The following is a 23478-nucleotide window of genomic DNA, read 5'->3' on the forward strand; positions in this document are numbered from 1 at the left end:
TTTTTTAGCTAACAAAAAAGGAGTTAACAAAAAAATAATATAGGATAAATAATATAAAAGAGTAACTAACTACTTGATAATTAGTTTTCTTGTAGTAGTGGCCTCTTTTTCTTTAATTTTAATAATGTAAACACCAGCATTTAGGTTTGAAATGTTAATTTCTTTTACACTTGTAGTAGTGTCAAATACTTTTTTGCCCAAAACATCATAGATTTGAATTTCTTTTTCTAATCCCAATTTTGATGTAATGTACAATTTTCCGTTAGAAACGGGGTTCGGATAGATTGATAATCCTTCAATAGTAGGTTCTTGAGAATTACCCATAGCAGACCTGCTTTCTTGCGAATAACCTTCGAAAGTAAGGAAGCAAAATGCTATAATAAGTGTTAAAATGTAGTTTTTTTTCATTTGGGGATGAATTTTGTTACCGTAAATATACAAAAATTATAATACAATAAGTATACCACAAAAAAAATCCCTCCGAGGAGGGATTAAATATTTTAATTATTGGTGAAATTACAAACCTGTTGTCCATCCTGTAGCCCAAGTTGGAGTATCTCCATTGTTTCCTGCACCAGTTGCAGTACCTTGAGTCATGTAAGTAGTGTTAGAACCAGAATATTCAGAAAAATCTCCAGAAATATTAGAAAACTGAATAGGACTAAATGTAACAAAACCATTAGTTACACTTGTATTAGCAGGAATATCTGAAGAGTTAATTTTAATTCCTTTTGCAAAATCTTGTATGTAAATGTTTTGAGCAGTCCATTTTCCACCACCTTCTTTGATGTACATTCCGTGCTCTTGACCAGCTAAAGCTCCTTTTACAAGAGAAATATTTTTTAAAGTAACGTTTGTACTTGGTAAAGCATTACCGTTGTCTCCATTGTTTGATCCTTCAATACCAGCTTTAGCAACATCTTTTACATAAGCAAAGTCAATAGAACCAGAGAAACCATCAGCAAAATCTAATGCATCATCTTCACTATGTAAAGCTACTAAGTATTTAGCATTAACCGCTCCACCGAAGAATTCGATTCCGTCATCACCGCTTTTGTAAGCTTGAATATATTCAAATGTAGTACCAGAACCAACTCCGAATAAAGAAATACCATTAAATTCTTTGTCAGCATTAAATGCAGCACCAGTATATTCTACTCTTAAATATTTGATGACTCCAGAACTATCATTGTCTTCATTACCACCATAAGTTAAATCTCCAACTTCTGAAGTTGCAGTTTCTCCGTTAGAACCACCTTTGTTCGTTTTAGCCCTTCCGCAGATAACTAAACCACCCCAGTCTCCTGTTGCTTTAACTGTTTTTCCACTTGTCATAACTACTGGGTTTGTTGCAGTTCCAGTAATATAGATTAAACCATCTTGTGCAACAGCAATGTATGAAGATGTTCCTCCAACAGCTTCAATTCTAGTTCCAGCAGGAATAGTTAAAGAAGCTCCAGCTTCAACAACAAATGAACCAGTTAATTTGTAAGTTTTAGAAGGGTCTAAAGTAGTTGTTTGTCCACTTGTTAATTTTCCTTTAAAATCATTAGCATCAATGTTAACTACACCACTTGGTGTTTCTGTTGAATTATCATCTCTTGAACAAGATGTAAATGCTAAGGCAGCAATTGCTAACGTAGATAAAATAAGTTTTTTCATTGTGTGTGTTTTGTGTTTTTTAATTTGTTAAGACAAATGTAGGATTGGCATGCTAACTGAAATTTACCTGAATGTTATGAGTTTATTAAAAATAATTAGGGAGGCTTATAAAAACCTCCCTAATATTTCTTTTATGTTAACTAATCGTTTAGAATGAGTATTTCATTGAAAAACTAAAGTTTCTACCTTTTTTATAAGAGTCAACAATTACATTTTGAATGTCTTGTTTTCTTTCAATTGTTGGATCTGTTAGGTTTTTTGCACTAAAACCAAACCCAAGATTTTTATTTAATTTGAATTTTAAAATAAAATCCAAAGCAATAACATCACTATCAACTAAGTCCCCTTTTCCAGTTACTCCTAAAGCATAAATTCTATCAGAGAAATAAGCTCCAGATAAAGTTGCTGTTAAAGATTGATCAGCAGAGAAGCTTTTGTTTAAACTAACATCAGCATTAACTAATAAATCAGAAGCACCTGTTAATCTTGAATTATCATTTGTAAAAGCAACTCCTAATCCGTTAGTTTCTTTTTTTACTTTTTCTGAATCTAAATCTTGATTGGTGTGCAAATAAGAAACATTTAATCCTGATGAAATATTTGTTTTAGTATCATTTGAACCTTCACGACTAAAAATGTCTTTTCTTATTTCTAATTCAGCTCCAATTCCAACTGCTTTTTCACCAGAATTTACATAAGAGATGTCATTTGTTGCAGAAGCTACTGTTACTTCATTAATTGGATTTTGAATATATTTTCCAAAACCTGTTAACGAAATAACTTCTCCACCTTTAGGAAAATATTCCCATTTTAAATCAAAATTATAATCTGTTGAATTGTATAAGAAAGGATTTCCAAAATACGACTGACCAACTTCTTCAAATAAGAAAGGAGCTCTTTCTTTAAATTGAGGCAAAGTATATGTTTTACTAGCAGCAAATTTTAAGTTTTGTTTTTCGTTTAACTCATATTTTGCAGACAAGGAAGGCAAATATTCCATGGTGTCAAATTTGTTTTCACCTTGTTTTAAAGAAGTGTCATAATCAATATCTTGAATGATAAATTCTGAACGGAATGCACCAATTACATATAATTTTGGAGTAAATTGATATTCAATGGCACCGAAACCAGCAGAAATAATTTGTTGTCCATTAAAGTTTTGTGGCGTTAAAGCATTGGCGTTTGTAATGTCTCCTCTAAAAGTTTTTAATGAAAAGAAATTAGCATCAAGATTTGCTTGATTAAAATATCCGTCAAGATTATTTAAATCGACAGTTGGTTGAGAAGCAAAATTACTTCTTGTAACGGCTAAATTAATTTGTGTTGCATCAAAATTAATTTCTTTATAACGGGCACTATAACCTCCAATTAATTTTCCTTTATAATCACCATTTTCGCTTTTTCCAAACTTGTAAGATAAATTAAAATTACCTGCAACTTCATCATCTTTCATTTCCTGATAATATCTTTGGTTATCTGATGGATTTACGTCAGAAGCTACTAAACGAGAGTTAGGATCATCATATAAAAAAGGAACAATTGTGTTTTGCATACGATCTGGAATTACATTAGTAAGTGTATTGTATGATAATCCCCAATCAAATTTAACTCTTTCTCCAAATTTATGATCTCCTAAAAGTTGATTCACTAATAAATAAGTTTTGTCAAAAGTAGAACGACGGATAAAGCCACCACCGTTTTGAGCCGAACCATTTGCGTCTATAATTCCGTTAAATTCTTCATGTTTTTGTGAAGCTGAATTAATTAACATTGAGTTGATACGAATATTGTGATTTTCGTTAATTCTATAATTAATGTTTGCCATTGCATTAGAATTAGTTTGATATTCATATGCTTTTCTATTCAAATTTTTAATTGCAAGTCCTTGAACGTTTACACTTCCTCTTCTTACTCCTTCTTTATATGTAAATCCATTGTCGAAAGAAGCGTTTAAGAAAAAACTAATTTTACTATAATCTCCAAATGAATATGAATCTCCACCTCTAATGTAAAAAGAACTATTTACGGGTGTAGATGCTTGTTTATCCCAACTGGTAGAAAAGTTGTAGCCAGATAAAGGACTATTAGGTATAGGTTCATTGCTAAATCCAAGAAAACTTGGTCCGTCTTGTAGATAGAATTTATTTTGTTGAACAGCATTTGAATTTGCACCCATTCCTGTTCCTACTTCTAGAGAACCATCACCTTTATAATTTTTTGATACGATATCTATATTAGCTCCAGCAAAATCACCGTAGTTTTTGTAATTGTAAGTTTTGTCAATTCCAATAAATTCTACAATATCAGTAGAGAAAATTTCTAAATTGATGTTTTTCTTTGATGGATTGTTTGAAGGCAAAGGTAATCCGTTCATTGTTGTTGAATTATATCTATCTCCTAATCCTCTAACATAAATACTTCCAGAACCTTCTTGTTTAGTAATACCTGTTGTTTTTGTTACTGCAGCAGCAACATCACTAATACCTTTATTTGAAATTTCTTCAGCGCCAATAGATTGTTTAATTTCTACGGCTTTTTGCTGCTCTTGTAGTAAAGCTTTTACACTTTCTTGTGTTACTGTTGCTGTTAAAACAATGTCTTCAAGCATTACGCCTTCAGATGCTAAAGTGTAGTTGATTGTTTTTCTCTCATTTGCTTTAACTGTAAAGGGTATTTCGGCAGACTTATAACCAAGAAATCCTACTACTAAAGTGTAGTTACCTGGAGAAACTGTTAGTAGATATTTTCCATTTTCATCTGTTGAAGTTCCACTTGTTGTACCTTTCAGCATAACATTAGCAAAAGCAAGTGGTTCGTTGTTATATTCTTTGTCTAGTATAACACCAGAAATTGTAGCTTTTTGTGCGAAACAGAATGTTGATAATAATAAAGTAAATAATAAAAATTGTAGTCTCATTTTTTGATTTTATATTTTGAGCAAAGAACGTGGCATTAGATTACTTCAGCGTTACTCATTTGTTATGAATAGGTTTATTGTATGTTATAAAAAGGTTACTACATTAAATTATTGTTAAGCGGTTAATAGCTCTTATTTTATCTTTATCTTTACACTATCAAAACACAAATTCACTAAATGAAAAAAAGAGAAATTAAAATTTTATTGGTAGATGATGAGCCAGATATCTTAGAAATTGTTGGCTATAATTTATCCCAAGAAGGATACCAAGTTGTAACAGCTGCTAATGGTAAAGAGGCAATTCTTAAAGCTAAAAAAGAGAAGCCTCAATTAATAATTATGGATGTTATGATGCCTGAAATGGACGGTATTGAAGCTTGTGAAAATATTAGAAAAATACCAGAATTAGAAAACACAATCATTACATTTTTAACGGCTCGTTCTGAAGATTATTCACAATTAGCAGGATTTGATGCAGGTGCGGATGATTATATTTCAAAACCAATAAAACCAAAAATTTTAGTTAGCAAAGTAAAAGCACTGTTAAGACGATTAAAAGAAAAAGAAGAAAAAGGAGATGTTTTAAATGTTAATGGAATTGAAATTAATCGTGAAGAATATAAAATCGTAAAAGAAGGTCAAGAAATAATTTTACCAAGAAAAGAATTTGAACTTTTTTATCTTTTAGCATCAAAACCAGGAAAGGTTTTTAAAAGAGATGAAATTTTAGATAAAGTTTGGGGTAATGAAGTTATTGTCGGAGGAAGAACAATTGATGTTCACATTAGAAAGTTAAGGGAAAAAATTGGAGACGACTTTTTCAAAACAATTAAAGGAGTAGGTTATAAAATAGAATTTAATGAAATTTAATTTCAAAAAATCATATAAGTTTGCTACAATATCTTCTATTTATATTAGTATATTTTTGTTGGCTTTATTGCTGTTTATACATTTTGCAATTATAGAAATATCATATTTTCATATTTTATTAATTGTTGTGGCAACATTTATTTTTTCTTTTTTTTCGCTACAATATAGAGTAGAAAAATTCATATCTAAAAGAGTTAAAAAAATATATGACGATGTGTCTTTATTGGAGACTAGTTCTTTTAGAAACCAGCCAATTACCACAGACATGGCAACTTTGACTAGAGAAGTTCAAAAATTTGCTAAAGACAAAAAACTTGAAATTGAAACCTTAAAAATCCGTGAAGAATATAGAAGAGAGTTTTTAGGAAATGTTTCACACGAATTAAAAACACCGCTTTTTACGGTTCAAGGCTATTTGCTTACTTTACTTGATGGAGCAATGGACGATAAAAATATTAGAGAGAAATATCTAAAAAGAGCCGAAAAAGGTGTAGAACGTCTAATCTATATTGTAAAAGACTTAGATATGATTACCAAACTAGAAACTGGTGAAATTCATTTAGAATCATCTGAATTTGATATAGTTGAGGTAATTCAAAATGTATTTGACTTATTAGAAATGCGTGCAGCAAAGAAAAACATCACACTTACTTTTGATATAAAATACAAGCATAAGGTTTTAGTTTTTGCGGATCAAGAAAAAATCCAACAAGTTGTAACCAATTTAGTAATGAACTCGATTAAATACGGAAAAGAAAACGGCACAACAGAAGTGAGTATTGAAAATCTCATCAATAATAAAATAATTGTTAGAATTACAGATAATGGTGAAGGTATTGAAAAGAAGAATATTTCACGATTATTTGAACGTTTTTATAGAGTTGACAAAAGCGGAGCACGAAGTGAAGGTGGTTCTGGTTTAGGTTTGGCTATTGTAAAACACATTGTTGAGGGTCATAATGAAAAAATTTATATTGAAAGTGAATTTGGTGTTGGTTCTGAGTTTTCTTTCACACTAGAAAAGGTCAAATAATTCTTTCCAAGTTATTTTTTTGCTATAATTAGTAAAACCTTTATACAAATCAATTTTATCTAATTTTTCAATAATAAATTCATCTTGTTTACAAGTTGGAATAATTCCTTCTCTATCAAATTTTTCGGCTAAATATTCTTGTTCATACTGGCCTGGAGTTGGAATAAAAAATGCCTTTTTATTTAACTTAGCTAAATCCATAACGGTTGTGTAACCTGAACGACAAAGAATGTGATTGCTTTCGTTAAAAGTAGTTTCAATTGCTTTACTATTCATAAAATTGTAATAAGTAACGTTACCTATTTCTTCAATAATTTGATTTTCTTCAATAACACCTTTAATAAAAACCACTTTTTTTGGATAGTTTTCTAATTCAGCAATAATTTTCTGTTCCAAAAGTGTACGTTGAGGTTCTGGTCCAGAAAGTAAAACCATCAAGTCGTATTTTATAGGCATTGGCTTTTTACACAATCGACTTAAGGGACCAATGTATTTTACATTTTTAAATAATTCTGTAGGATGACCTAATTTACCAGATAAATTTTGACCTTTTTCAACATCAGGAACCCAACATTCATTAAATTTTTGAATATATTTTTTATGTAATTTTGTAGTAAACCAAGATGTGTTTCCCGTCAAAACATTTAATTGATGTGTAATAAAAACAGAAGGAACGTCTTTAGAATAAACACCCAATCGATTATCTGAAATTATTCCGTCAAAACTATAAGCTTCAAGGATTTTATTAATTTTACTTCTTTCCTTTTTAATGGTTGAAATAATTTTGGGCAATTGGGCAATCATTTTCCATTTAAAATTCTTTCCTTTTTCGGCATATTGAATGTCGTAGGAAGGCAGTTCAAAAGAAATAAGTTTTGGAAACTCTTTTTTTAATAACTCTAAGGCAACGCCATCGCTTACAATAACAGGTTCAAAGCCATTATCAAGTAAACCCTGAATAATTGGAATGCATCTTGTAGCATGACCTAATCCCCAATTTAGTGGTGCAACTATTATTTTTTTCATTTAAAAGAATTCTTTACAAATTTAATTTTTTAAAACAGAAATAAATTGTTCCGCTAGTTTATTTTCATATTCAAAACTTTCTTCTTCAACAACTACACTATGGATGTCATGTTTGTATAATTTCCACTTTTTATTGTTGTACTCTAAAGCCGTTAAATTTTCAATCCAATCACCCGAATTTAAATACATTGTTTCACCTTTTTCTGTTTTAATTCTTTCCATTTTTGGTTCGTGAATATGACCACAAATCACAAAATCATACTTGTTTTCAATAGCTAATTCTGTACAGACGCTTTCAAAATTAGTAATGAATTTAACGGCAGATTTTACATTATTTTTGATTTTCTTAGAAAGCGAATATGGTTCTCTATTCATTTTGGCTAAAACCCAATTGATAAAGCGATTAATCAGAATTAACATGTCATAACCCCAACCACCAAGTTTAGCTAACCATTTAGCATGAGTAATGGAGGAATCAAAAACATCACCATGAAAAATCCAAGCTTTCTTTCCGTCTAAATCTAAAACTAATTTATTCTGAAGGCTTAAGTTTCCTAAATGTAAATCCGTAAATTTTCTCAAAAACTCATCATGATTTCCGGTTAAGTAATGCACTTTTGTTCCTTTTGAGCTTAAAGAAATTATTTTTTTAATGATTTTTAGATGACTTTGCGGAAAATATGATTTTCTAAATTGCCAAATATCAATGATATCTCCATTTAGAATTAATGTTTTAGGTTTAATAGATGATAAATAAGCTAATAATTCTTTAGCATGACATCCATAAGTTCCAAGATGTACATCAGAAATAACGACCAATTCTACTTTTCTTTTCTTCAAAATAAAATATTTTTACAAAAAAAGAGCTTTTTGAAGGGAATAAAGTTATATAAAGATTATCAAAACTTTATTTTTAGTAATTTTACCAAAAATTTAATTGTAGTGGGAAGTAAGAATAAATTAAAGCGCTTTAAGGAAAACGAATCATTTGAAAATGTTTTTCAACCAACGAGAGAAGAAGTAACATCAGGAAGTTTTCCTTTAAAAGGGAAATGGAATAGTGAGTTTTTCAAAAATGATAATCCATTAGTTTTGGAACTAGGTTGCGGAAAAGGAGAATATTCCGTAGGTTTAGCAAAGCATAGTCCAGATAAAAACTTCATTGGTATTGATATTAAAGGAGCAAGATTTTGGAGAGGAGCAAAAACAGCAGTTGATGAAGGAATGAAAAATGTAGCTTTTTTAAGAACTCAAATTGAGTTAATTGAAAATTGTTTTGCTGAAAATGAAGTGGATGAAATTTGGATTACTTTTCCAGATCCACAAATAAAATACAAGCGTACAAAACACAGAATGACAAACACTGAGTTTTTACAACGCTACAAAAGAATTTTAAAAGATAATGGAATAATGAATCTAAAAACCGATAGCGAATTCATGCACGGTTATACGTTAGGTTTATTACATGGAGAAGGACATGAAGTAATTTATGCCAATCATGATATCTATGTAAATGAAGGTTCTCCATCAGAGGTTACAAGTATTCAAACGTTTTATGAAAATCAATATTTAGAGAAAAACAAAGCGATTACGTATATTAAATTCAGAATCAAATAATAAACACTTATGAGCATAATTCTACCCTTTATTTTAGGTTTTTTAATTGCAGCGGTTGGCATCATAGCACCAGGAATGCTAAACATGACCATAGCAAAATTAAGCATAACCGAAAATAAGAAACAAGCTTTACTATTCGCTTATGGAGCTGTTTTGGTAGTTTTAATTCAATGTTTCACAGGGCTTTATTTTGCAAAATTTTTAGATAGTCACCCAGTGATTAGTGAGAATTTAAAGAAATTTGGAGTTGTAATTTTTATCCTTTTAACAATAGCATTTCTTTATGCAGGCTTAAAAGCTAAAAAACCTCAAGTTGAAGTAGAAATCAAAGACAAAAAAAACAGACTTATTTACGGAGTTACATTATCGTCTTTAAACATGTTTGCAATTCCTTATTACGCATTTGTTAGTTTAACATTAGCGTCTAAAAATGTGTTTGACTTTTCTTTGTTGTCGATAATAATCTTTTCTATTGCAGCTGCTTTAGGAACTTATTTTATTTTCTACTTATATGCGATTTTATTCAAAAAAGTAGAACATAAAGTAGGTTTTATTACCAACAACATCAATTTTTTAATTGCTGCAGTTACTGGAATTGTAGCAATTTCTTCTTTATATAAAATGTTTTCAACTTAATCATTTGCTAAAAGAAAAACCAAATAACGAGAATTTCTTTGAACGAGTTTATGAAGTCGCTCGACAAATTCCTTATGGTAAAGTCACTTCTTATGGTGCAATTGCAAAAGCGCTTGGAGCAGCTCGCTCAGCACGAATGGTTGGTTGGGCAATGAATGCTTCACATAACATGGAAGATGTTCCTGCACACAGAGTTGTCAATCGAGTTGGATTACTTTCGGGCAAACATCATTTTGACGGAACAAACTTAATGCAACAATTGCTAGAATCAGAAGGAATTGAAGTAGTGGATAATCAAATCATAGATTTTGAAAAGCATTTTTGGGAACCTGATTTTTAAATCAATCTACCAAACAAATCATAAATGTAGTATGATTGTCATTGTTCTGATAAGCTAAATAACCACCATGAGCTTCTAAAATATTTTTAGACAAGGTCAAGCCAATTCCTGCACCTTCTTTTCTAGTAGTGAAAAAAGGCAAAAATATTTTATCTTCAATTTCAGCATCAATTCCATTTCCAGAATCGGTAATTTTTATAAAAAAGCGTTTTTCTTTGGCTTCTGCTGAAACAATTATTTGTTTCTTATCATGATTTTCCAAGGCAAAAATACTATTGGTAAACAAATTAATAAACACTTGTTCCATTTGATAAGCATCTATAGAAAGCCAACGTTTCTGGTTGATTTCGTTTATAAATTCAATGTTATTTTGCTTAAACAAAGGATTCATTAATTCAATACATTGCTGAATTAGTTCACTAATTTCAACTTTTTCTTTTTGTGGCGTTGGAAGCATGGCTAATTTTCTATAGCTTTCAACAAATTGCTGCAAATGATCACTACGATTCAACATTGTGACAACGCTTTGTTTCATGTCGTCTAAGTCTTCAGCTGAAAAAGTTTCTTGTTGTACTAATTCATGCAAGTTTTGGGATAAGGAACGAATTGGAGTCAATGAATTTAGCAACTCATGAGAAATGACTTTCATTAAATTAATCCAAGCTTCTTTCTCTTTTTTCTCAATTACTTTCTGAATCGAATCTAATAAAACCACATAATATTCTTGATTAAAGGTCTTGCTTTTTGAAGTTTGCATTACAAAAGTCTGAGAATCTTCTCCGTTAACTCTAATTTGAAGGGTTGTTTTTATTTCTTCAAAATTCTGCGCTTCTATCAAATCACATAAAGCGGGAAATTGATTTTTAAGATATTTCCACTTAGAAACTTTAGGCACATTAAAATGACTCGAAAAATAATCATTCATTAAAAAAACAGTCCAATTCTCATCTTGTTTTTGAAGAATTAAAATTCCCGTTTCAATATTATTTAATATAGATTGATATATGATGTCTTTAGAAATTTGTTCATTTTGCTTGCTTTTCATAACAGCATACAACTTAAATAAGCGTTTATAATTGTCAAAAGATTTATGCTTAGAAAAATCAGATGAAAAATCATTTTCTAAAATTGAAGCAATAGTTCTATCATATAAAAGAAAAGCGTTTTTTATGAATAAATACATTTCAATAATAGCCAAAAACAAGATAAAAACACAGAAAACAGCAGTGTAAACTAATCCTTCCTGATAAATATAAAATGTTATGCCAAATGCTATCAAAAGAATTAAAATTCTAATAAAAAGTTGGTTGTAAATTTTAAAGGTCTTCATTGTATTAATTATTTTCTATACCATATTTCTCCATTCTTCTGTACAACGAAGCTCTTGATAAACCTAGTTCTTCAGCCGATTTACTGATGTTAAATTCATTTTTCACCAAGACTTTTTCAATGGCTAATTTTTCAATATCAGAAAGTTGAATATCATCACTGTTTTCATCAAAAGTAGTGGCAATTTCTAAATCCAAATCAGCTGCTGTAATGGTGTTGTTTTCACATAATATAACCGCTCGTTCAATTCGATTTTCCATTTCTCTAATATTTCCATTCCAAGAATGTTTTTCTATTTGTTCCAAAGCTTTTTCATTGAAAACAATTGTATTGCGTTCATATTTTGTCGTCAACTTGTCTAATAAGAATTGAGCTAATGGAATTTTATCTTCTTTTCGATCACGCAAAGCAGGCAACATAATCTCCATTGTATTGATGCGATAATACAAATCTTCTCTAAAGTTTTTTTGCTGAATTTCTTCCTTAAGATTTAAATTTGTAGCTGTGATAATCCGAACGTTTAAAGGTCTTTGCTTCGTTTCTCCTAAACGAGTTACCATTTTAGTCTGAATAACTTGTAATAATTTAGATTGTAAATGAATGGGAACATTACCTATTTCGTCTAAAAAAAGAGTTCCGTTTTGAGCCGCTTCAAATTTTCCGACAGTATCATTTTTGGCATCAGTGAAAGCACCTTTAGCATAACCAAAGAGTTCACTTTCAAAAATATTCTCGTTTAATGAACCTAAATCAACAGGAACAAAAACTTCATTTTTTCTATCCGAATGTTGATGAATATAACGAGCCATTACGAATTTTCCAGTTCCATTTTCTCCTAAAACAAGTACATTGGCATCAGTTTTAGCCACTTTTTCAGCTAGTGAATAAGCTTTTGTAATAGCCTTTGATTCTCCAATAAAATAAGAAGTGTCATTTTCGTTTTTTACCACTTTGGAAACAACTTTTCTTCGTTCTTGAATGCCTTTTTTAATAGTTTCAAGCATTTTTTCGTTATCCCAAGGTTTTAAAACATAATCAAGCGCACCAGATTTTAAACCTTCAACAGCAGTTTCCACTTTTCCAAAAGCAGTCATTAAGATTACAACCGTATTTGGAGCTAATTTCTTAATTTCTTTTAATAAATATAGACCTTCTTTTCCATCTTCAAAACCAATGCGATAATTCATGTCTAAAAGAACCAAATCAATATCGTTTTCAGCCAAAAGTTGAATAACATTTTTGGGATTACTTATGGTATAAATGGTTTCAAAGTGCTTTTTTAATAACATTTTTGCACTAAAAAGAATATCTTCTTGGTCATCAATTACTAAAATAGAAGCTTGTGTTTTTTTCATGGTGTTCGGTTTCGTACAGAAGGTGTTCAAAAACGAACACTAAGAATAATAAGTAAAATATAAGTAACTGCAGTTTAGATAGTTGTGCATTTTAAATTTGTGGCACAAAATTGCTATATATCTTATAAAATTATCAATATGGACACTGTCATCAATCGTAAAAATAACAAAAAAAAACAGCTATTGCTCATTATCCCAATTATTTTAGTTTTAGGATATTTTGTTTTTACTGCTTTAACCAAACAACGAAGTTTAAATGTAAAACAATCAGAAATTACCATAAAAACGGTAGAAGATGATTTTTTTGAAGATTTTATTTTGTTTCAAGCAAAAGTTACTCCTCTTAATTCTATGTTAGTAAATATTATTGAAGGTGGAGCTGTACAAGAAATTTTTGCTGAAAATGGAGACATGGTTACAAAAGGGCAACCATTAGTTCGTTTGTATAATCCAAATACGGAATTGAATTATATGCAACAAGAAACGGCTATTATTGAACAAATTAATAATTTAAACAAAGCCAAATTAGATCTAAGAAATCAAGAACTAAATTTAGCCAAAGATTTAATTGCTATTGAACATGATTATTTAGACGCTGAAAATTTATACAACTTAAATAAAAAATTGTTTGAACAAGAAATTATTGCCAAAAACGAATGGAAAGTAACGCAAGAAAATTATCGCTTTCAAAAAGAAAGAATGAGTATTATAAAACAAAGTGTTACTAAAGAAAAACAAGCCAACTTAGTCCAAATTGGACAAATGAACCAATCTATTGGAATCATGAATCAAAGTCTGTCAATTTTAAGAAAAAACAAAAACAATTTTTTAATTACAGCACCACTTTCTGGTAGACTTTCTTCCTTTGAACCTATTTTAGGAAAAACATTTACACAAGGCAATAGCATTGGAACTATAGATGTAATGCAAGGCTATAAATTAGTAGCAGATGTAGATGAATTTTATTTAAACCGTGTTTCTGAAGGACAAAAAGGAAGTGTCGATTTTAATGGAAATACTGTAGAAGTTCAAATTGCTAAAGTGATTCCTGAGATTAAAAGTGGACGTTTTATTGTAGAATTGAATTTTATAAAGAATGAAAACTTAGAATTAAATCAAGGACTATCTTTTGGAGTACGAATAAATTTATCTGAAAAAACAAAAACGACTTTACTATCAAAAGGTAGTTTTTATCAAGAAACTTCAGGGAAATGGATTTTTGTAGTAAACGGAAACAAAGCCGAAAGAAGAAATATAAAGCTAGGCAGAGAAAACCCTTTGTATTACGAAGTTTTAGAAGGCTTAAAACCAGGAGAAAAAATCATTACATCAACTTATAAAGATTACAAAGAAGTAGAAATTTTAAATATTGAATCAAATTAAATCAAAAACGAATAATCATGATAAAAATCAACAACCTTTCAAAAGTCTTCCAAACAGAAGAAGTAGAAACAAAAGCATTAAATGAGGTTTCAATCACAGTCAATCAAGGAGAATTTGTAACTATTATGGGACCAAGTGGAAGTGGTAAATCAACACTTTTAAATATTGTTGGTCTTTTAGATAGTGCAACAAGCGGAAGTTATCAATTACTTAATCAAGAAATGATGGGCTTAAAAGAACAAGAAAAGTCAAAAGTAAGAAAGCAAAATATTGGTTTTGTATTCCAAAATTTCAACCTTATTGATGAACTTTCGGTTTATGACAATATCGAATTGCCTTTAATTTACAATAACGTTTCCTCTTCAGAAAGAAAACAAAAAGTAGAAAGTATCGCAGAACGTTTGGGAATTTCGCATCGTTTAAAACATTATCCACAACAACTTTCTGGAGGACAACAACAAAGAGTCGCTGTTGCAAGAGCTTTGATTAACAACCCAAAAATTATTTTGGCTGATGAACCAACAGGAAACTTAGATTCTAAAAACGGAAACGAAGTAATGGAACTTTTAACAGACTTGCATGCACAAGGAGCAACAATATTAATGGTTACACATTCAGATTATGATGCTTCTTTTTCTCAAAAAACTATTTTAATGAAAGACGGAATGGTGCTTTCTGAAAAACTAAATAATAAAAAAATAGATGTTTTAACCACTTAAAATTTTAGTCATGACAAAAATAATTTTAGCAATCACTTTTTTCTTAGTAAGCATAATTACTTTGGCTCAAGTGTCAGAAAACAGAGAAGTTAGCAATTTTTCTAAATTACAAGCATCAAACGCTATTGAAGTGTCTTATACAATTTCAAATACTAAAAGTATACTAGTAGAAACAGACGATAATGAAAATTTAAAATACTTAAAAACAGAAGTTGAAAATGGAACTTTAAAATTGTATGTAGATACAAAAGACTATAAAAAGGAAGGAAAAACTAAAAAAAAATCTAAAGGAAATAATGTAAATTGGATAAACGGAGTTGAATTCACAGTGTTGAAAATTACAGTTTCCGGCCCAAACTTAGAAGAAATTAAAGCAAGTTCTTCTGCGGATATCAAAATTACAAACACAAATACAAGTACAGATTTAAATATAGCAGTTAGTTCATCTGGAAGTATTTCTGGAAACTTTAATTGCTCAAATTTAGTTATCGATTCTTCATCAAGTGGTGAATTTTCGGGAAGTGTAAATACAACTACAATTGCCATCGAATCAAGCAGTTCAAGTGACGTAAATTTATCGGGTAACGCAACAGAAATCTCAGTAAAAGCGAGTAGTTCATCTTCTTGTAATCTAAAAGAATTTAAGGTTGAAACAGCATTGATTAAAGCAAGCTCATCTGCGGATGTAACCATAAATGTTTCTAAATCTTTAATAGCAAAAGCATCGTCAAGTGCTTCAATAGTATATTATGGAAGTGCCTCACAAGTTTCTAAAGAAGAGAGCTCGTCTGGTTCTGTTTCAAAAAAATAATCATCAAAATCATCAATACTGAACTAGTTTCAGTAAAAAACGAATAGTTATGTTAAAAAACTGGTTACATATTTTCTTATTTCATATTAAAAAAAACAAGCTTTTTACCAGTCTAAATATTTTAGGATTGAGTATTGGGATTGCAGGGTTAATATTTGCCATTTTATACTGGAATAACGAAAAAAGTTTTGACGATTGGAATCCAAATAAAAATAATATTTTCTTACTAGTTAATCAAGTAGATGAAAATATATTTTGGACTTCAGGTTCAGCAGCTGTGGGTTCTAATCTAATAAGTAAATCTTCAGATGTAGCATCGTATTGTTACATAAGTGGAGATTATGATAATGATATCGTTAGATTTGGAAAGAAAAAAATCCTTTCAAACAAGATTCTTTCAGCACAAAAAAACTTCTTTGAGTTTTTCCCATTTGAGTTTGTAAAAGGTACTGCTAAAAACGCATTCCCAGATGAAAATAGTATTTGTTTGTCTCAAGAAATGGCAACCCAGTTATTTGGTAATGAACCAGCTTTGAATAAAGAAATAAGCTATCAAGGTAAAAAATTAGTCGTAAGAGGAGTTTATAAACTTGACAAAAAATCATCTTATTTGCCTTCATGTGTAATTAGTTTTATGGAATCACGAATCAAAAAATACATCAATCATTGGGGTAATTTTCAATTTGTACTATTAATTAAGGCTAAAAACATAGAGTCCAAAGATAAAATAACTGCCACAATAAATCAGTTGTATTATGATAACATGGTGGTTCGTTGGGCTAAAGAGCAAGGAATCTCTACAGATGAGTATATCGAAAAATTCGGAGTTTCTAAGGTGTCATTAGAAGCTTTGTCAGAAGTAAGGCTGCACACAAAAACGGGTGGTTTAGCGGAAGGAAAAGGAAATTATAAGTTTCTAGTTATTATGATGGGTTTGAGTTTACTTATACTATTCTTATCTATTTTTAATTATGTAAACTTATCAACAGCTAGGGCTGTCAAAAGAGCAAAAGAAGTAGGTGTTCGTAAAATTTTAGGAGCATCAAAAACGAATATTATTGCACAGTTTGTTTTTGAAACTTTAATAATAGTGCTCTTTTCAATTTTATGTTCTTTGGTTTTAGTAGAGTTAGCTCTTCCTTATTATAATGATTTTTTAGATAAAACATTAAGCATTAAACCACTAGAAATTGCAGTTCAATTGGGCGTTATTTTTATGGTTCTAATTATAACTGCAGGAGTTTTTCCGGCCTTGTATGTTTCAAATTTTGAAGTGCTAAAAGTATTAAGAGGTAATTTTAGCAGAAGTAAATCAGGGATTTGGTTGCGTAACGCAATGCTAGTTCTACAATTTGCAATTGCTGCCTTTTTTATTGTAGGTTCATATATCGTTTACCAACAAATAAATTACATGAATACTAAAGATTTGGGCTTCAAGGCAAATCAGATTGTAAATATTAAATACAGAAATGTGTATGGTGAAGCAGAAGAAATTAATGATAAGTTTCGATTTGATAGATATACAACCATTAAAAATGAATTACTAAAAATAAAAGGTGTCAAACAAGTGGCTGGTGGTGCTTTTGAATTTGGTAATGGAGCTCCAACAACTATTGATTATTCTTATAAAGATGTTAGTGTTAGCGGACAAAATATTCCAGTAGATTTTGGAATGCTTGAAATGATGCAGATAAAAATGGTAAAAGGACGCTATTTTAGTCCAAAGTTTGCACAAGATACAATCGATACGATGCTAATTAATGAAACTGCTTTAAAATTATTAAATGAACCAAATCCAATTGGAAAAAAAGTAGATTGGGACGGAAAAGAAGTTACAATTGTTGGTGTTGTTAAAGATTTTAACATAGGCAATCCAAGTGAAGTTATTCCACCTATGTCGTTCTTTCATTTAAAAACAATTCCATGGTTTATGGGCACTTTAAACAATATTTATATTGATGCTGAATCAGAAAAAATGGAACAAACTTTAGTAGATATTGAAAAGTTTTGGTTAAAGAAAGTAGATGCTAATTATCCTTTTTCTTATGATTTTGTAGATAAAGAATACAAAAGATCTTATAGTAATTTTGTAAAACAAAAAAACTTATTTTCAGTATTAAATATCATAGTTATTCTGATCGCTTTGTTTGGATTATTTGCTTTAGCAACGTATTCAATTCAAAATCGTATGAAAGAAATTGCGATTCGAAAAACACTTGGAGCTGAAACAAATTCATTATTAAAAATGCTATCAAAACAATACATTATTTTTTGTGTTTTAGGATTTTTGATTGCTTTATTTCCAACCTATTATTTATTGAACCTTTGGCTAGAAGATTTTGCTTTTAGAATAGACATTTCATTAATTCCTTTTAGTATAGGTTTTGTTGTTTTACTGTCTTTAACGCTTTTCGTTGTGCTTTCTAGAGCTTATGTGGCAACGAAAGTTGATGTTTTAAAATATTTAAAATACGAATAATTTATTAAAAAATAGATCATGTTAAAAAATTGGACAAACCTTTTCATATATCATATTAAAAACAATAAGTTATTTACATTTCTAAATATCTTAGGATTAAGTATTGGAATTGCTGGATTAATCTTTGCAATTTTGTATTGGAATGATGAGCAAAGCTATAACGAATGGAATCCTGGTAAAGAAAATGTATTTCAATCCATAAGTAAAGTCAGTGCTACTGATTATTGGGCAAGTAATGTTGTGCCCTTTGAAAGCTATTTTAAAAAAGACTTTCCTGAATTAGAAAGCTATTGTTATTTCGACAATTGGTATTTTGAAGAGATCATTCAGTATAAAGATAAGAAAGAAATTTTTAAAATTACAGATGCACAAAAAACGTTTTTTGAAATGTTCCCTTTTACTTTTATAAAAGGCAATAGCAAAACGGCTTTAAAAGATAATACAAGTATAGCTATTTCTAAAAAAACAGCTGAAACACTTTTTGGAAACGAAGATCCAATAAACAAAATAGTTACTTATTCTGGTAGAAAATTAGTGGTAAGAGGAGTTTATGTTGTTCCTGGCAAGTCATCTATGGCTCCTGATGCAGTTACTAATCTCATTCAAACCAGAATGGATGAGGACAATAACCAATGGGGAAACTTTAGTTATGGTCTACTTTTAAAACTTAAAAACTCAGACGATAGTGAAAAAGTAATTGCTAGAATGGAGCATTTATTATATGAAAACAGAGTTGTTAAAAGTGCAAAACATGAAGGAATTACAGTAGAAGAATATGAAAAAAAGAACGGAAAAGATGAATTAAAAATAATATTAGAACCATTAGAAAACGCAAGATTGCATTCTATTTCAGAAGGGTATGCAGAAGGTAGAGGAAATTATCAATTCTTATTAATTATGTTAGGGTTGTCAATATTAATTTTGGTTTTATCCATTGTGAATTATGTCAATTTAGCCACAGCAAACGCTATCAATAGAGCAAAAGAAGTTGGTGTACGTAAAATTTTAGGTGCATCAAAAAGCAATATTGTGAAACAATTTTTATTTGAAACTATATTAACTGTTTTGTTTTCAATTTTACTTTCTTTGGTAGTTGTAGAACTAGCTTTGCCCTATTATAATGATTTTTTAGATAAAAAATTAATCATTTTTGGAAATCAATTTTACTTTCAATTGATACTAATATTTGTGGTCACAATAATTTTAGCAGGTATTTTTCCAGCACTTTATGTTTCTAATTTTGAAACATTAAAAGTTTTGAAAGGTAATTTTGGAAGAAGCAAAAGTGGAATTTGGTTGCGTAACGGAATGTTGATTATTCAATTTGCCATTGCTACTTTTTTTATAATTGGGTCATACATAGTCTACCAACAAATTGAATATATAAGCAATAAAGATTTGGGTTTTAAAGGAGATCAGGTGCTTTCAATAAGTTATCGTAATGTTTATAATTGGAGAGAAGATGGTTATAAAACAAAAATTTATAACCGTTATAACATGATTAAAAACCAGCTTTCTAAAATTAAAGGAGTTGAGCAAGTAGCAACTGGAGCATTTACTTTTGGTTCAGGGAATGGTTCTACATCAAGTTTTACATACAACGACAATACAATTCAAGGAAGGAATATGGGTGTTGATTTTGGAATGCTAGAAATGATGAAAATTCAATTGAAAGACGGTCGTTTTTTATCTGAGAAATTTGCTTCTGATACTATAAATTCAATGCTTGTCAACGAAACGGCTTTAAAAATTATGGGTGAGAAAAATCCAATTGGCAAAGAAGTAGACTGGAACAATCATAAACTAAAAATTGTTGGAGTAGTGAAAGATTTTAATTTATTTGGTCCACAAGAAGAAGTTCCTCCAATGGTGTTTTTTCATTTTAAAACTATAGATTGGATGCTTCAAAATGCAAATAAAATGCATGTAAAAGTCAATAGTGATAATTTGAGTCAAACTATTTCAGACATTGAGAAATTTTGGGTAAAAAATGTAGATTCAGAATATCCGTTTAATTATGATTTTGTGGACAAGCAATATGCCAGAACCTATGAAAATTATGTAAAACAAAAGAATCTATTTTCATTGTTAAATTTCATAGTAATTTTAATCGCTCTTTTTGGCTTATTTGCTTTGGCAACCTATTCCATTCAAAGAAGAATGAAAGAAATTGCCATACGAAAAACTTTAGGTGCAGAAACATCAGTTTTACTCAAAGAATTATCAAAACAATATGTGTTATTTTGTGTAATAGGATTTTTAATTGCATTATTCCCAGTCTATTATTTATTGACAATGTGGTTGGATAATTTTGTTTTTAGAATTTCAATTTCTTGGATTCCTTTTGCCGTTGGGTTTGTAGTTTTATTGTTTCTGACTTTATTGGTAGTGCTTTCAAGAGCTTATTTAGCTACAAAAGTAAATGTTTTAAAATACCTGAAATATGAATAAGTCAATTACATTTTTTCTTTTCTTATTTCTAACTGCAAATTCTTTTGCGCAAGAAAACAGTTGGACAATAGAGCAATGCATTGCATTAGGGTTGGAAAATAGTTTGGAAGTAAAAATCAAGCAAATTGAAATCAAACGAACCCAAAAAAGGCATAATTCTATAGCAAATAACTTATTGCCAACAATTGGTTTTGATGCCAATCAGAGTTATAATTTTGGTTCAACAATTGATCCTTCAACAAATGGAAGAGTTAGCTCAAACATTCAAAATGACAATTTCTTTTTGAGTGCTAAAATGAATTTAATTGATTTCAATACAATTGCAACATCACAATTCACAAAGTTAGATATTGAAAGAGCAAAAGTTGAAAAAGAAGTCTTGGAAAACGAATACAAACTTCAAATTGTAGAAAGTTATTTTACAGCTTTATACACACAAGAGTTGTTAAAAATTCAAGAAAACCAATTGATTAACGCAAAATCAAACTTAGACAGAATTCAAAAAGAAGAAACAATTGGGAGCAAACCTAAAAGTGATTTGTATGACATACAATTGAGTGTAGCTCTTGAAGAAAAAAACATACTTGAGACAAAACAACTGGCTCAAATTCAAAGAACACAATTATTTCAGTTGTTAAATGTTAATGAAATTGAGAATTGTATTTTAATGCCTTATTTGAAAACAGAATCAAACGAAAACAATGCAGAATTTGATAATCCAAAGATAAAACTAGCAAATCTTACTTATGAATTAGGTCAAAAGAGAATCAAACAAGTAAGAGGAACCAATTTGCCAACATTAAGTGCTTTTTATAATTATTCAACTTTTTATTACAAACCATTAAATCAACCTGATGTTATGGTAAATAGTTTTAATGACCAATTTTCCGATAATAAAAACCAACAAGTAGGGTTGCAAATAAGCGTTCCTATTTTTAATGGTTTTCGAAATTCTAAAAATGTAAAAGCTTTGCAATTGGAAAACGAAAAACAAAAAGTTGCATTAAATCAAGAAGATTTAAAATTGAAACAACAAATTCAAATTGAAGAAGAAAAAATCAAACAAATAACAATATTAGATTTTAAATTACTAGAAATAAAAGAGTTAACTCAAAAGACATTTAAAACTTCTCAATCAAAATTTGAAGCTGGAAAAATAGATGCAATCGTCTTTTCGACAGTTAAAAATCAATTATTGCAATCTGAATATGATGTTTTAAAAAACAAATTACAGCATCAATTTACAGCTATAAAAATAAATTTGATTAAGTATAATCAATTATAAATTCTACCAATTCAATTATAAGAAAACTTTAAACCTTGTTACTTTCAAACTAGTAAACTTCTAACTATCTTTGCAATTGATATTTAGTTTAAATAAAGACTAAACTATTTCGATTTAAAAAAGTTAAGATGAAATTAGATAGAAAAGAAATCCTTAAAGCATTAGAAACTATTTCAGTAGCTGGTGAGGGTAAAAATATGGTTGAAAGTGGCGCAGTACAAAACGTAATCACCTTTGGCGATGAGGTTGTTGTTGATTTATTATTAAGAACACCAGCATTACATATCAAAAAAAGAGCTGAAGTAGATATCATGAAAGTGATACACGAAAAAGTCTATGAAAAAGCAAAAATAAAAGTAAACATAAAGGTTGAAGCACCTGAAAAACCAGAAAATCCAAACTTAATCAAAGGAAAACAAATTCCAGGAATTAGTAATATTATTGCAGTTGCTTCAGGAAAAGGTGGAGTTGGAAAATCAACAATTACGGCAAATTTAGCTGTAACTTTAGCAAAAATGGGTTTCAAAGTTGGTGTTTTAGATGCAGATATTTATGGACCATCAATGCCAATTATGTTTGATGTTGAAACAGCAAAACCAGCTTCAATCGAAGTGGACGGAAAATCAAAAATGGAACCTGTAAAAAGTTATGGTGTAGAAATGCTTTCAATCGGATTTTTTACAAAACCAGACCAAGCAGTTATTTGGCGTGGACCAATGGCTTCAAAAGCATTAAACCAAATGATTTTCGATGCACATTGGGGAGAATTAGATTTTATGCTTATCGATTTACCTCCAGGAACAGGAGATATTCACTTATCAATTATGCAATCGTTACCCGTAACAGGAGCAGTTGTAGTAAGTACACCACAAGCTGTTGCTTTAGCAGATGCTAAAAAAGGAGTTTCAATGTTTATGTCTGAAGCTATAAATGTTCCTGTATTAGGAATTATTGAAAATATGGCTTATTTCACACCAGAAGAATTACCAAATAACAAATATTATATCTTCGGAAAAGAAGGTGCCAAAAACCTAGCTGAGGACTTAAATGTTCCGTTATTAGGAGAAGTTCCATTGGTGCAAAGTATTCGTGAGGCTGGAGATTATGGACGTCCAGCAGCTTTACAAACAGGTTCAATTTTAGAAGGAATTTTTGAAGAAATCACGAAAAATGTTGTGCAAGAAACTATAAAAAGAAATGAAAATTTAGCACCTACAGAAGCAATAAAAATGACTACAATGGCAGGTTGTTCTGCTGTAAAAGGAAAATAATATGAACACAGAAGATTTAAAAGTAAGTGTTGAAAAGGCTTTAGACGAAATTCGCCCGTTTTTAATTTCAGATGGAGGAAATATTACATTAATGGACATTATTGATGGTAAACATGTAAAAGTTCGTTTAGAAGGAGCGTGTAATAGTTGTAGTATTAATCAAAGCACAATGAAAGCTGGAGTTGAATCTACAATAAAAAGAGTTGTTCCTCAAATTGAAACAGTAGAAAATATAGCATAATTTGTAAGTATGATATAAATCATATTAAAATAGCATATTACTTTGCAATTTTG

20 protein-coding genes are annotated in these 23478 nt (G+C 29.7%); 13 read left to right on the forward strand and 7 right to left on the reverse strand.

The annotated features are described in order from the left end of the window. Nucleotides 1-69: 69 nt before the first annotated feature. From AAC008_RS03555 to AAC008_RS03565, 3 genes are all read right to left on the reverse strand, one after another. Nucleotides 70-408, reverse strand: a complete 339-nt coding sequence (locus AAC008_RS03555) for a T9SS type A sorting domain-containing protein (protein WP_339887457.1) — start codon at nucleotides 406-408, stop codon at nucleotides 70-72. Nucleotides 409-516: 108 nt separating this feature from the next. Then, nucleotides 517-1662, reverse strand: a complete 1146-nt coding sequence (locus tag AAC008_RS03560) for a hypothetical protein (RefSeq protein ID WP_339887458.1) — start codon at nucleotides 1660-1662, stop codon at nucleotides 517-519. Nucleotides 1663-1810: 148 nt separating this feature from the next. After that, entirely contained in the window at nucleotides 1811-4579 is a 2769-nt protein-coding gene (locus AAC008_RS03565) for a TonB-dependent receptor (protein ID WP_339887459.1), read from the reverse strand. A 177-nt stretch (nucleotides 4580-4756) separates the two neighbouring features. Between AAC008_RS03565 and AAC008_RS03570 the strand changes: the two genes are divergently transcribed. Continuing rightward, on the forward strand, nucleotides 4757-5449 hold the full coding sequence (locus AAC008_RS03570; protein WP_339887460.1) for a response regulator transcription factor: 693 nt from the start codon (nucleotides 4757-4759) through the stop codon (nucleotides 5447-5449). Continuing rightward, nucleotides 5439-6482, forward strand: a complete 1044-nt coding sequence (locus tag AAC008_RS03575) for an ATP-binding protein (RefSeq protein ID WP_339887461.1) — start codon at nucleotides 5439-5441, stop codon at nucleotides 6480-6482. The genes AAC008_RS03570 and AAC008_RS03575 overlap by 11 nt, the downstream gene beginning before the upstream one ends. Here the strand turns inward: AAC008_RS03575 and AAC008_RS03580 are convergent. Beyond that, nucleotides 6465-7508 (reverse strand): glycosyltransferase, encoded by a 1044-nt coding sequence (locus AAC008_RS03580; RefSeq protein WP_339887462.1) that lies wholly within the window; start codon nucleotides 7506-7508, stop codon nucleotides 6465-6467. The genes AAC008_RS03575 and AAC008_RS03580 overlap by 18 nt on opposite strands. Nucleotides 7509-7529: 21 nt before the next feature. Then, on the reverse strand, nucleotides 7530-8348 hold the full coding sequence (locus AAC008_RS03585) for a UDP-2,3-diacylglucosamine diphosphatase (protein WP_339887463.1): 819 nt from the start codon (nucleotides 8346-8348) through the stop codon (nucleotides 7530-7532). Between the two features lie 102 nt (nucleotides 8349-8450). On the opposite strand from AAC008_RS03585, the gene trmB reads away from it, so the two are divergent. Genes trmB through AAC008_RS03600 form a run of 3 tightly spaced genes read left to right on the forward strand, consistent with a single transcriptional unit; the run spans nucleotide 8451 to nucleotide 10101 of the window. Then, the gene (gene trmB / locus AAC008_RS03590) at nucleotides 8451-9125 is read left to right on the forward strand and encodes a tRNA (guanosine(46)-N7)-methyltransferase TrmB (protein ID WP_026717507.1); all 675 of its coding nucleotides are present in this window, start codon (nucleotides 8451-8453) and stop codon (nucleotides 9123-9125) included. Between the two features lie 9 nt (nucleotides 9126-9134). Continuing rightward, on the forward strand, nucleotides 9135-9761 hold the full coding sequence (locus tag AAC008_RS03595) for a LysE family transporter (protein WP_339887464.1): 627 nt from the start codon (nucleotides 9135-9137) through the stop codon (nucleotides 9759-9761). A 4-nt stretch (nucleotides 9762-9765) separates the two neighbouring features. Beyond that, on the forward strand, nucleotides 9766-10101 hold the full coding sequence (locus AAC008_RS03600) for an MGMT family protein (protein WP_339887465.1): 336 nt from the start codon (nucleotides 9766-9768) through the stop codon (nucleotides 10099-10101). A gap of 1 nt (nucleotide 10102) precedes the next feature. Here the strand turns inward: AAC008_RS03600 and AAC008_RS03605 are convergent, their stop codons facing one another. Together AAC008_RS03605 and AAC008_RS03610 are read right to left on the reverse strand one after the other, a co-directional pair. After that, nucleotides 10103-11431, reverse strand: a complete 1329-nt coding sequence (locus AAC008_RS03605) for an ATP-binding protein (protein WP_339887466.1) — start codon at nucleotides 11429-11431, stop codon at nucleotides 10103-10105. Nucleotides 11432-11435: 4 nt separating this feature from the next. After that, complete coding sequence (locus tag AAC008_RS03610) at nucleotides 11436-12785, reverse strand: sigma-54 dependent transcriptional regulator (RefSeq protein WP_339887467.1); 1350 nt, start codon at nucleotides 12783-12785, stop codon at nucleotides 11436-11438. Between the two features lie 138 nt (nucleotides 12786-12923). On the opposite strand from AAC008_RS03610, the gene AAC008_RS03615 reads away from it, so the two are divergent. The 8 genes from AAC008_RS03615 to AAC008_RS03650 all read left to right on the forward strand — a co-directional run bounded on the left by AAC008_RS03615 (nucleotide 12924) and on the right by AAC008_RS03650 (nucleotide 23425). Beyond that, on the forward strand, nucleotides 12924-14168 hold the full coding sequence (locus tag AAC008_RS03615; RefSeq protein ID WP_339887469.1) for an efflux RND transporter periplasmic adaptor subunit: 1245 nt from the start codon (nucleotides 12924-12926) through the stop codon (nucleotides 14166-14168). Between the two features lie 17 nt (nucleotides 14169-14185). After that, entirely contained in the window at nucleotides 14186-14887 is a 702-nt protein-coding gene (locus AAC008_RS03620; RefSeq protein WP_339887471.1) for an ABC transporter ATP-binding protein, read from the forward strand. A 10-nt stretch (nucleotides 14888-14897) separates the two neighbouring features. After that, nucleotides 14898-15698 carry a DUF2807 domain-containing protein gene (locus tag AAC008_RS03625; protein ID WP_339887472.1) on the forward strand — a complete coding sequence of 267 codons (801 nt, stop codon included), beginning with the start codon at nucleotides 14898-14900 and terminating at the stop codon, nucleotides 15696-15698. Nucleotides 15699-15747: 49 nt separating this feature from the next. Next, entirely contained in the window at nucleotides 15748-18177 is a 2430-nt protein-coding gene (locus tag AAC008_RS03630) for an FtsX-like permease family protein (RefSeq protein WP_339887474.1), read from the forward strand. Nucleotides 18178-18195: 18 nt separating this feature from the next. After that, a complete protein-coding gene (locus AAC008_RS03635) occupies nucleotides 18196-20628 on the forward strand; it encodes an ABC transporter permease (protein WP_339887475.1) in 2433 nt (810 codons plus the stop codon). Then, nucleotides 20621-21913: a TolC family protein gene (locus AAC008_RS03640; protein WP_339887476.1), complete on the forward strand. Its 1293-nt coding sequence runs from the start codon at nucleotides 20621-20623 to the stop codon at nucleotides 21911-21913. Before AAC008_RS03635 ends, AAC008_RS03640 begins: the two co-directional genes overlap by 8 nt. A gap of 128 nt (nucleotides 21914-22041) precedes the next feature. Continuing rightward, entirely contained in the window at nucleotides 22042-23184 is a 1143-nt protein-coding gene (locus tag AAC008_RS03645) for an Mrp/NBP35 family ATP-binding protein (RefSeq protein WP_339887477.1), read from the forward strand. A gap of 1 nt (nucleotide 23185) precedes the next feature. After that, complete coding sequence (locus AAC008_RS03650) at nucleotides 23186-23425, forward strand: NifU family protein (RefSeq protein WP_339887478.1); 240 nt, start codon at nucleotides 23186-23188, stop codon at nucleotides 23423-23425. The last annotated feature ends 53 nt before the right edge of the window (nucleotides 23426-23478 follow it).

Source organism: uncultured Flavobacterium sp. (assembly GCF_963975515.1).
Taxonomy (GTDB): Bacteria; Bacteroidota; Bacteroidia; order Flavobacteriales; family Flavobacteriaceae; genus Flavobacterium.